Source organism: Synechococcus sp. H70.2, from assembly GCF_047462275.1.
Classification (GTDB): Bacteria; Cyanobacteriota; Cyanobacteriia; order Thermostichales; family Thermostichaceae; genus Thermostichus.
Genome location: NZ_JANSIU010000012.1, coordinates 19,989 through 30,045 on the forward strand (window position 1 = coordinate 19,989; position 10,057 = coordinate 30,045).

Consider the following 10,057-nt stretch of genomic DNA (forward strand, 5'->3'; position numbering starts at 1 on the left):
CGCCGGCAGTTTACAGGATCCCTCCTTAGGCTTTGTTGAAAACAGTGTTGCTACTCGTAAGGGCAGTGGAGCTTCCCAAGCCTTGCTTGGGTCAACAGCAAGAACTCTAGACCGACCCTAATTGAAAGTCACAGTAGCTTGGTTAGAGGTTACTGGTGGCGCCCCACTGCTGAAGAGGGTAACTGGGGGATTTGTGTAAGTTGCCGCCCCTGGATTGATCTGTTCCACAGATACAGAAACCACGCAGGAGGAATTCGGAGCCAGAGTTCCACCTTGAAGGGCAATCGTGGTTGAAGGAATTGCTGGTTGTGGTGGAGGGCCAGGATTGAAAGGAATGCTGGGGTTCGCTGTGAGCGTGCCACCGCACGTATTTAAAGTAACTACATTCCGTTCAGTAATTCGCAAACCACCTGGCAAAGCATCTATAAAGCTGAGTCCAGACAAAGGTACAGGAGCATTGTTGGTGATGGTAAAGATAACGGCTACAGTGCCGCCTGCTGTTGCTGTGTTAGGGCTAAACTCTTTGGTAAAGGTTGGAGCAGGAACTTGGTTTACGGTTAGGCTGACAGGTGCGCTTTGAGCGGCAGGAGCCTGGTCGCTGGTGAGCGTTGTGGCAGGGTTCGTGTAAGTGCCCGTGTTTATAGCAACCACCTGAACGCTTATCAAGCAGCTTGAATTGGGACTAAGCTGGCCACCGGTCAGAGAAATAAAGCTTCCATTTGCAGGGGCGCTTGCAGTTCCCCCACAGGTATTGTTGAGGCCAGGGGCGGCAGCAACGGATAGCCCTGCCGGCAAGATTTCCGCAAAGCTGAGGCCGGTCAGTTGGATGCCGGAGTTGTTGGTGATCGAAAAACTTAAAGTAACAGGAACACCCACCGAAGTCGTGCTCGGACTGAAACTCTTGGTAAAGGTTGGAGCAGGAACTTGGTTTACGGTTAGGCTGACAGGTGCGCTTTGAGCGGCAGGAGCCTGGTCGCTGGTGAGCGTTGTGGCAGGGTTCGTGTAAGTGCCCGTGTTTATAGCAACCACCTGAACGCTTATCAAGCAGCTTGAATTGGGACTAAGCTGGCCACCGGTCAGAGAAATAAAGCTTCCATTTGCAGGGGCGCTTGCAGTTCCCCCACAGGTATTGTTGAGGCCAGGGGCGGCAGCAACGGATAGCCCTGCCGGCAAGATTTCCGCAAAGCTGAGGCCGGTCAGTTGGATGCCGGAGTTGTTGGTGATCGAAAAACTTAAAGTAACAGGAACACCCACCGAAGTCGTGCTCGGACTGAAACTCTTGGTAAAGGTTGGAGGAGCCAAGGGGGCCGGAGGCAACCCAACAATGCTGGGAGAAGGGTTGGGGCTGGGCAAGGGCGGGATCGTCGGCGCCGAGACGGGAGGGGACACGAGAGGGCTGGGCTGGGTTGGGGGAGCAGCTCCAACGGGAGGAGTAGCCGGCACTCCCACGCCAGTTCCGCCGGGTTCTACACTTGGGTTTTCCACAGGAAAGATCGGCCCAGGTATAAAGCTGGTTGCATTCTTATCCTTCGCCTGTTGGCAAGCCGTCAGCAAACCAACACAGAGGCAAGCCAAAACCCCAGCCAGCTTTCCGGTTTTCATTCCCTCGTCCTCCTGAGCTTAAATCTCTCGCAGCAATTAAACACTGCCCTTAGCCGGCTTCACGCTAGGTAGCCTGAGCGCGTGCCTCTAATCTTAGGGCTTGGCCAAACGAATCGCGAATGACCAGAATCACCAAAACCCTTTCTCCGGGAGCAACGTTGGCTCTGTAGGCCACCAGATCAGCCGGGAAGGTAAAGCCATTGGTGAGGGTGATCCCGCCGGTTCGGTCGGCGTAGCTGTTGCCTCGGCCTATGAGCGTATTCCTAAACTGCTCGATGGCTGTCGGCAAGAAAATGCTGGTAATATCTGTGCCGCGGCTGATGTTGAAAAACTGCAGCTCTACGCTGGCAATGACCCCTGGCACCAACAAGCCGCGCAAGGTAACTGTTACAAAAGCGGAGCTCACTGGGGGAATCACAGCAGGGTTTGCCGGGGTAGAGAGCAAAAGGTTGAATTCCCCATTTGGAGCTGGCCGCAAGCTGGGTGGATCCGGCAGGTCGGGCTGAATGGGTGGCGGCGTGATAGGAGCAAAGTCTGGCCCAGGGCGGAAGGTGATGGGTGTGAGGTTGGGCGAGATGGTGGGAGCCACGGCTACGGGAGGAGGCGTGGATCCATTGGCGGTCAAGAGGGGTGGCAAGCCGCCCGTGGTCTCGCTGCTGCAGGCAGTGGCTAGCGCCAGCGAAGCCCAAGTTGCCAGAAGGGAAAGGCCGCCACGGCCAGGGCCTGAGCCAGAACGTCGTTTCATCGGGGAATTCTCCACTCACTCACACCACAGCAAATCTTTCCAACAGCGCCCAGCCCGGATCCACTGAATCTGCCTCTATGCATGGGCAAGATTATGAGGGATCCCGTTTCAAAGGCGGATGCCTGCTGTTAGTTCTACTGCATCTCGGGGCGTTGTCAAGCAAGCGGCAAAGCAAATCCAAGAAATTTTTTTGGAAATGGCCCATCCCCTAGATATGGGGTATCATAGCCTCGAGCAGGGGCGGCCAGCTTACCTGTAGCGTTGGGGTTGGGTGCCTTTTCCTCCATTTTGTGTGTGGATTTCCCCAGATTAGGGTGTGTGAGGCAGTGCCGTATGAACTTCAAAGGTCGCTCATTGGCAGTTTTGTGTGGAGTCTTGCTCCTAGGTGGCTGCGGTCAAATTGACGAGTCTCCCGCCTTGCCGGGGCCTGTCCAGGTGGATCCCACGGCGTTTGTCTCGGCGCAGGAGTACCGCTTTACCCCCGGCTCAGTGCTGGAGACCACCAGCTTGAGGCTGGACTACATCAACCCAAAGTTTGACAACGGGATCCCTGTGCGGAACAGCGGCTTTCAAGGCAGCGGAGAGGCCCGCATTACCAACGTAGAGGCCCGCATTCTGCCGGTCAATGAGATCCCAGCCAATGAACTGACAATTGACTCAACCCTTCGCTCCAGCACACTGGCCCTCCAGATTGCCCGAACCACGCCGCTGGTGAATCTCATCGCCTTCGGCCCCAACGACGGCAGGCTATCTACGCAATTCAGCATCGCCGGGTTAGTTGCCCTTTCGACAAACCCCAACGACCAGCGCATTCGAGTCAACACAACCTTTAGAGCTGCCGATCCGGATACGGAAACTGTTTTAACTTTAACCGTGCGCCGCATCTTGGTTAGCCGCAATGGCAACCAAGTCGTCTTAGAGGGAGATTCTTCTCTCATTGTCCCCACCGTGGGAGTACTCTATGAAGATCCCGGCCCTAATGGCAACCCACCGGCAGGATTCTTTGTCAATCCTCCTGTCACTGCCATCCTGCAAACCGGCAGCTTCTCCGCCAGCTTTGTGGTGCGGCAGCGGGGCGTGGCCGGCGATGGCACTCCTGAAGATGCCCTGACTCTCTTTGCCCGCCTAAACTTCCGGCCCAACCAGGCGGAAATCGTCTATCGTCCCACCCAGGTGGGTACGCAGTCGGTGCTATTTGCTCCGGATCCCACTCGTCCGAACATTCTGCCCAACCAGTTGGTGCGCATCCGGCGCCTATTGGACGGTCGGGTACAAGCTGAGTTTGATCCGGCTAATGTCAGCACAGTCCTCAACTTTGTCCAGGTCAGCCCCCCGCCCCGACCTTTCCCCACTCCGATCCCGCAGTTACCTGTCCCTGGGCGTCCGGATTTTCCCACAGCCTTCGATTACTTCTTCTCCTTGCGCACTGAGCGCTCTACGGGTACCTTACCTGGCTCACCTGTGGAAGGAAATACCCCTCAGCCGGTTATTCTTCAGGGCATTGTGCCCGCCACTGGCGATTTTGTCTTCCGCACCCTAGCCGGGGCACAATTGGCCGGGCCGTTTAATCGACTTGACATTGGTGGTAGTACGCAAAGAGGGATTCTAAGCCTTGTCTTCGACTCAACGACTTCTGCCGACCGGATCTCCGGCCAGTGGTTCCTGGAACAGGAATTCCCCACGGACAATCCAGAGACCGCTCCAGGAGATTCTGAGGGATCCATTCTGATCATCCGTGGCTTCTTTGAGGGCGCGCAGGTGCGGCTCTAGCCCCAGCAGCCTATTTTGAACCACCTCAGCCCGGCCCCCTGAGGCTGGGCCTGTATCTTGGCCGGGAAACTCCCCCAGCGCCCAAAGCAGCTAGGTCTCGTCAGCTTCTGAAGAGGCAGAGCTGCTTGTTGCTTCACGCCACTGCTGGAGGAAAATACCTAGGTTGCGGCGGAACTCACCAATCCCCAGCAGGGATCCAGGCTCTGGATCCCAGGAGGCCGAGAAGACACCGTAGCTAATGCCCAAAAAGCCAAGGCCAAAAAAGGCCAGCGACTCCACCAAAGTAAAGTAGGGGGGCAGGGCTATCACATGGTTGGTTAAAAGATAGTAGTTGACAACAAAGCTACTTAAGCCAAGCGTAGAAGGGATCCCGGAAAAAATGAGGATTCGCCGCACCATGCGCCGGCTTACCTCGGGAGGAATGACAGCAGCTCGCTCTCCTCTGGCCGGCTGCTGCTCCACCTGACCAGCAGCTTGACTGGAGCGGCCTCGAGAAGCTTTAGAGTAGCGACTAGACTTGCCCACGCAGGTAGCTCCTCGACTGTGCTTTCTAGGTAGCTACTTTTTCACTCGAATGTTTAACCGTTCAACCAGCTCCTGAAAGCGCTCGGGAGAATGCTTGGCAATGTAGCTGAGCAGTCGCTTGCGGCGACCAATCATCATCAGCAAGCCGCGACGGGAGTTAAAGTCCTTAGGATTTCTCTGCAGGTGCTGCGAGAGCTGGTTGATGCGGCTGGTTAGCAAGGCAACCTGCACATCGGCAGAGCCGGTGTCGGTGTCGTGTAGTCGATATTTCTCAATGATCTCCTGCTTTTCTTTCTGCAATAAGGCCATAGGACCAAAAGACAGCACACACTGCCTCAAAATGATAACATCGAGTTTTCCTTCTTTGCTACAGCCAGAGAAAGCTACGGAGAGAAAGGAACGATGACAACAACTGCTGGGGATCCGCCCTCACTGGCGACCTTGCTGGAGCTGTTGGGCTCTCAGGATCTGGGGGAGCGGCTGCGCGCTGTTAACAAAGCCAGAGAACTCTCCCCGCTAGAAAGCTTGACTCTGTTGCAGCAGGCAGTAGCCGACAAGAATGCGCGCGTCCGCTACGCTGCTATTAGTCAGCTGGGCACCCTTGCCGCAAAAGGGATCGATCCGGCCACCCTTTTACCAATCCTGCAGCAGTCTTTGCGGGAGGATCCCGAGTTCGACGTGCGAGCCGCCGCTGCTGCCGCTCTAGGGGATCTCAAGCAGCCGCAGGCCCTGACTGATCTCCTGGAGGCCTACCAGCGGGAGACGGAGTGGCTGGTGCGCTTTAGTATTGTCGCTGCCCTCGGCGAGCTAGGCAACCCCGCCGCCTTCGACACCCTAGTGCAGGTTCTCCAGGAGGGAAATGAACTGCTGACCACCGCCGCTGCCGCAGCGCTAGGGGATCTGGGGGATCCGCGGGCCATCCCCTACCTAGAGCCCCTCATCGCTTCTGACGATTGGCAGCTGCGCTACCGCGTCTGCATTGCCCTAAGCCAGTTGGGAACAGAAGCTGCCTACCCTGGGCTAGCTCGGCTTGCCCAGGACTCCCAGGAACAGGTAGCCGCCTGCGCCCGCGCTGCCTTGGCCTCTCTGGCCGCAAAGGGAGCTCTCTAACTCAGGGCATTGATGATGTAGTCAAAGTAGGGAGCAGCCTCAGCCGCAGAGTCGGGATCCAACAGGCTGAGAGCTGCTTCCTTCAAAAAGACAATCGCATCAATCATGCCGGCAATGGGTACGTTGAGGCTGTTGTACATTTCCCGCACCCCTATGAGGCCAATGGACTCAATTGGCTCTTTACTGCCAGCGATAATGCCATAGGTTACCAAACGCAAATACCAATCATAGTCCCGCAGGCATTGATTGTAGCGCTTCTCGCCGTAGGCATTGCCCCCAGGCTGTCGGTATTCAGGTCGTTTGGCAAATAGCTGTTTCTGGGCCTGATCGATAATGCGTTTTCTATTCTCAGCTAACACCTGAGCAATCTGCAGACGCCTTTCGCCACTGTCCATGTAGTCTTTGATAGCCTGCAGCTCGCTAACTGAGAGATAGCGCAGCTGGTTATCTGCAGTTTCGATAAGCTGGCTGATCACGCTCACGGTATAGATTCTCCTGTTTTGTAACACCCTCCCCCCCTCATGCTAACGCATAGAGGGCGGGATTTCTGCTTCAACGGGCTCTTGCAGTTCCTCTCCAAAGAGACCCAGGAGGCCCCACCGTGGGGTTGTACCCGATGGCAACCGAAACCATCCTACCCCATCTTTGCGGGGGTGTCTGGATCTCGGCCCTCACTCTGCAAGGATAGGGCGGTGCTTATCCACCCTCCACTCCAGCAGCTAACTCAAGTTGCTCTCAAGGATAAGGCAGGCCTTTCCTCAAGCACCTAGCCTAGCTATCTGGGAAACTGCCTCTAGATCCGGCCCCGCAGCCATTGGGCCATCTCGTTGCGCCGCGGAGCTGCCTCCAGACACACCTCTGCGGTAATCCGTCCCTCCTGATAGAGCCGAAACAGCGACTGATTCATGGTACACATGCCCTCGTAGGAGCCATCGGCAATCAGCTCCTCGATCTCGTCCACGGCGCCGCGCTTGATGTAGTCGCGAATGGCATCGGTGTTGCGCATGATCTCATGGGCTGCGGTGCGCTTGCCGTCGGTGGTGCGCACCAGCGTCTGAGCAATAATGGCCACCAACGTCTCAGCCAGTTGCAGTCGCATTGGCTCCTGCTCTTCCGGCTTGTAGATCCCCAAGAGGCGCTCGATGGTGCGGACGGCGCTGTTGGTGTGCAGGGTTCCAAACACAAGGTGGCCCGTCTGGCCCGCCTTGAGAGCAATATCCACCGTTTCCCGATCCCGCATCTCCCCAATTAGGATGATGTCCGGATCTTCCCGCAGGGAGGCCTTCAGAGCATTAGCAAACTCCAGGGTATGGATCCCGACCTCCCGCTGCCGAATCAGCGACTTCTTGCTCTGGTGGACAAACTCGATAGGATCCTCAATGGAAATGATGTGCTTGGCGAAGTTGGAGTTGATGTAGTCCACCATTGCCGCTAGCGTCGTGGACTTACCGGAGCCAGTTGGGCCAGTTACCAGCACGAGGCCCTTGGGCTCCTCGGCAATGCGCTTGAGCACTTCCGGCGCCCGCAACTGCTCCAGCGTCAAAATCTTGAGGGGGATCAGACGCAGCACCATGGCTGGGCCAAGAAGGGAGACAAAGCAGTTGACCCGGCAGCGCACCAAGCCCTCGTACTGAATGGCAGTATCCAGCTCTAAGCACTCTTCAAACTGGCGGATTTGGTTTTCTGGCAAGCTTTCCCGCAGCCAGCTATAGAACATCTCAGTGGTGGTAACGGGGTGGTTGCTGATAACGATTTCCCCCCGATCGCGAAAGCGAGGCACTTCCCCCACCCCCAGATGGATGTCTGAGTAGCCTTTCTCGTAGGCTTCCTGCACCAGTTGGCGCAGCGTCGGGCCAGGAGGGGCAGACTTGGGAGCAGCCGCAGCCACCGGGATTCGCCCGGCAGCCGTGGGGCGAGCGGGAGGCACAGAAGGCGGAGCAGCTGGACTAGGGCGGGGGGGAGATGCCTGCGGCTGGGCAGCAGGAGTTGGAGCGGCCAGAGGCACTTGCGGGGCAGGGGCAGGGCCCGGCATGGGCACTGGCGTCTGGGGTGGAGCGGCAGCCACGCCCGGTGGAACGGGCCGACCTAAGATGGGCTCAGGAGCACTGGGAGCAGGACGTGACCTAGGTCCTTGAGGGGGATAGACAGCCGCTAGCCCCGGATCCAACTGGGTTGGGGGCGTCGCTGGCGGCGTTTGTGCCGCCCCCTGGGGGGGACGCTGGGCAACCGGCGGAGTCGGCGGCTTCCAACCGGACTGTAAGTCAGTGGGAGATTGGTTCTCAGGGCCGCTCATAACAAGCCTCGCTTCGGGCAGGATCTGCGTCGATTCTAAGCTAGTATGCCCAACCTAAGCAGAGGATTTTAGCTTTCTTGCCGGCAAAGCGCCGCGGGAGCCTTAAAAGTTGGACGGGTGGCGAATCAGGCTCAAGAACTCCTCCCGGGTGCGGGGATCCTCCTGAAACACCCCCACCATGGAGCTGGTGACCGTCCACGAGCCCGGCTTTTGCACTCCCCGCATCACCATGCACATGTGGGTAGCCTCGATAACCACCCCCACCCCATAGGGATCCAAAACCTCCATCAAGGCTTCTGCAATTTGCCGGGTCAGGCGTTCCTGAACCTGGAGGCGGCGGGAGTACATCTCCACAATGCGGGCAATTTTGCTCAGGCCCACCACCTTTTGACGGGGGATGTAGGCCACATGAGCTTTGCCAATGATGGGCAAGAGATGGTGCTCACAGAGGCTAAACAACGTGATATCCCGCACCATCACCATCTCGTCGTGGCCCTCGTCGAAGACGGCGCCGTTGATGAGATCTTCCAGAGACTGCTGATAGCCACTGGTTAAAAACTTGAGCGCAGCCACCACTCGCTGCGGCGTTTTCTTGAGGCCCTCCCGCTCGGGATCCTCCCCAATTCCCCGCAGCAACGTCTCCACCGCGGCCACCATTGCCGGATCCAGGCTTTCTGAGCCCTCGGGCTCTTGCTCTCGAACAAGGCGAGACTTTTGATTGGCTTTGTCGTTTAGTCGCAACTCAGCACTGGATCTGGGCTTGGCAAGAGTCATAGCAGGATATTCCTTTTGTTGAACGAAGGGTTAAAGGGGCTCGTCAAGGGGGCGGTGCAGGCAGATTTCCTCTGTACTACAGAAAAAGCCAGCTCCCGGCTGGCCTAAAAGGCCCCTGCTGCCGGCATGAGGGTTAGCTCCTCCACCACAGCCCCCTTGGGCAGGCAAACAATGTGGGCAATGACCTCCGCTACCCACTCCGGCGAGAGCATCCGGGAACGATCGAAGTCAACCGGAACTGTATCCCAAAGGGGGGTATCCACAGCTCCAGGACAGAGGCTGGTCACCCGAATGCCATGCTGTCGTTCCTCTGCGGCCAAGACTTCAGAAAAGCCCAGCAGGCCAAACTTGCTGGCACAGTAGGCCCCCCAATTGGGAAAGGCTCGCTTGCCCGCAATGGAGACGATGTTGACAATTACGCCGCAGCGCTGCTGGCGCATCCCGGGCAGAACGGCTTGGGCACAGAGAAAGGCTGCTGTCAGGTTCAAGTCAATCACGCGCTGCCAATCGGCCAAAGCCAAGCTAGCCAAGGGCCCGACCTGGGCTATGCCGGCGTTGTTGATCAAGACATCGCAAACACCAAATCGATCCAAAAGGGCTTGCAACTGCTGCGGTAGAGCGGGCAAGTCGGCCAGGTCAATGGGAAAGACCTCCGCCTTTCCTCCTTTTGCCTGGATCTCCGCCTGCACTGCCAGCAAATCGGGGAGGGAACGAGCCACCAAGGCAACTGCTATCCCCTCCTGCGCAAGCCTCAAGGCTACAGCTCTGCCGATCCCTCGGCTGGCTCCTGTAATTAGCGCACGTTCAGGAAACTTTGTCTCAAAACTCATCCAAAACAGTAAGCCTGGCGTGCGCCCTCGAAACCAAGCGCCACCACAGCCTGGGAAACTTCGTTAACTAAATATAACACTGATTTCTGCCCCCCAAAACAAAGGGTCAAAGCCGGGATCCCGATCCCTCTCTATGCCAAGCCGACCGGCCTCAGCGCGACTTGGGGTATGGTAGTCTGGTGAAAATACTTTGCAACAACGGTCATGGCCGAGTTCTTGGTTTCCTCGACGTCCAATACTGACCAGGCGGACCCTCCCTACATTCTTCAGCTGGAGGGCATTAGCAAGAGGTTTCCCAGCCAGCGGCAGTGGGTTTTGCAGGAAGTGGAGTTTCGCCTGCGCCAGGGAGACATCTTGGGAATTGTGGGCCCGTCGGGCTGCGGAAAAACCACCCTCTTGCGGATCATT

Annotated in this window: 11 protein-coding genes; 3 read left to right on the top strand and 8 right to left on the bottom strand. The window is 57.4% G+C overall.

What is annotated here, in order from left to right:
• Nucleotides 1-117: 117 nt before the first annotated feature.
• On the bottom strand, nt 118-1,602 hold the full coding sequence (locus tag NW822_RS10445; RefSeq protein WP_414404383.1) for a hypothetical protein: 1,485 nt from the start codon (nt 1,600-1,602) through the stop codon (nt 118-120).
• A gap of 64 nt (nt 1,603-1,666) precedes the next feature.
• On the bottom strand, nt 1,667-2,347 hold the full coding sequence (locus tag NW822_RS10450) for a hypothetical protein (RefSeq protein WP_414404384.1): 681 nt from the start codon (nt 2,345-2,347) through the stop codon (nt 1,667-1,669).
• Between the two features lie 333 nt (nt 2,348-2,680).
• Between NW822_RS10450 and NW822_RS10455 the strand changes: the two genes are divergently transcribed.
• Complete coding sequence (locus tag NW822_RS10455) at nt 2,681-4,117, top strand: hypothetical protein (RefSeq protein ID WP_414404385.1); 1,437 nt, start codon at nt 2,681-2,683, stop codon at nt 4,115-4,117.
• 90 nt (nt 4,118-4,207) lie between these two features.
• Here NW822_RS10455 and NW822_RS10460 read toward each other — a convergent pair whose 3' ends face one another.
• Nucleotides 4,208-4,642 carry a PAM68 family protein gene (locus tag NW822_RS10460; protein WP_414404386.1) on the bottom strand — a complete coding sequence of 145 codons (435 nt, stop codon included), beginning with the start codon at nt 4,640-4,642 and terminating at the stop codon, nt 4,208-4,210.
• A gap of 33 nt (nt 4,643-4,675) precedes the next feature.
• Nucleotides 4,676-4,951, bottom strand: coding sequence for a 30S ribosomal protein S15 (gene rpsO, locus NW822_RS10465; protein WP_414404387.1), 276 nt, complete (start codon nt 4,949-4,951; stop codon nt 4,676-4,678).
• 93 nt (nt 4,952-5,044) lie between these two features.
• Here rpsO and NW822_RS10470 point away from each other — a divergent pair, with 93 nt between their 5' ends.
• Nucleotides 5,045-5,752, top strand: a complete 708-nt coding sequence (locus NW822_RS10470; protein ID WP_414404388.1) for a HEAT repeat domain-containing protein — start codon at nt 5,045-5,047, stop codon at nt 5,750-5,752.
• Here the strand turns inward: NW822_RS10470 and apcD are convergent.
• The 4 genes from apcD to NW822_RS10490 all read right to left on the bottom strand — a co-directional run bounded on the left by apcD (nt 5,749) and on the right by NW822_RS10490 (nt 9,649).
• Nucleotides 5,749-6,234 carry an allophycocyanin subunit alpha-B gene (apcD, locus tag NW822_RS10475; RefSeq protein WP_414362337.1) on the bottom strand — a complete coding sequence of 162 codons (486 nt, stop codon included), beginning with the start codon at nt 6,232-6,234 and terminating at the stop codon, nt 5,749-5,751. The two genes, NW822_RS10470 and apcD, sit on opposite strands and share 4 nt — an antisense overlap.
• 311 nt (nt 6,235-6,545) lie before the next feature.
• A complete protein-coding gene (locus NW822_RS10480) occupies nt 6,546-7,784 on the bottom strand; it encodes a type IV pilus twitching motility protein PilT (RefSeq protein ID WP_414404411.1) in 1,239 nt (412 codons plus the stop codon).
• A 363-nt stretch (nt 7,785-8,147) separates the two neighbouring features.
• A complete protein-coding gene (folE, locus tag NW822_RS10485) occupies nt 8,148-8,819 on the bottom strand; it encodes a GTP cyclohydrolase I FolE (protein ID WP_414404389.1) in 672 nt (223 codons plus the stop codon).
• A 104-nt stretch (nt 8,820-8,923) separates the two neighbouring features.
• Complete coding sequence (locus NW822_RS10490; RefSeq protein WP_414404390.1) at nt 8,924-9,649, bottom strand: SDR family oxidoreductase; 726 nt, start codon at nt 9,647-9,649, stop codon at nt 8,924-8,926.
• A gap of 204 nt (nt 9,650-9,853) precedes the next feature.
• On the opposite strand from NW822_RS10490, the gene NW822_RS10495 reads away from it, so the two are divergent.
• A partial coding sequence (locus tag NW822_RS10495; RefSeq protein ID WP_414404391.1) for an ATP-binding cassette domain-containing protein occupies nt 9,854-10,057 on the top strand: 204 nt, incomplete at its 3' end.

Bases quoted from the DNA above. Each gene is read 5' to 3' on its own strand.
- NW822_RS10445 (WP_414404383.1), bottom strand. From the start codon at position 1,602: ATGAAAACCGGAAAGCTGGCTGGGGTTTTGGCTTGCCTCTGTGTTGGT.
- NW822_RS10450 (WP_414404384.1), bottom strand. From the start codon at position 2,347: ATGAAACGACGTTCTGGCTCAGGCCCTGGCCGTGGCGGCCTTTCCCTT.
- NW822_RS10455 (WP_414404385.1), top strand. From the start codon at position 2,681: ATGAACTTCAAAGGTCGCTCATTGGCAGTTTTGTGTGGAGTCTTGCTC.
- rpsO (WP_414404387.1), bottom strand. From the start codon at position 4,951: ATGGCCTTATTGCAGAAAGAAAAGCAGGAGATCATTGAGAAATATCGA.
- NW822_RS10470 (WP_414404388.1), top strand. From the start codon at position 5,045: ATGACAACAACTGCTGGGGATCCGCCCTCACTGGCGACCTTGCTGGAG.
- NW822_RS10480 (WP_414404411.1), bottom strand. From the start codon at position 7,784: ATGCCGGGCCCTGCCCCTGCCCCGCAAGTGCCTCTGGCCGCTCCAACT.
- folE (WP_414404389.1), bottom strand. From the start codon at position 8,819: ATGACTCTTGCCAAGCCCAGATCCAGTGCTGAGTTGCGACTAAACGAC.
- NW822_RS10490 (WP_414404390.1), bottom strand. From the start codon at position 9,649: ATGAGTTTTGAGACAAAGTTTCCTGAACGTGCGCTAATTACAGGAGCC.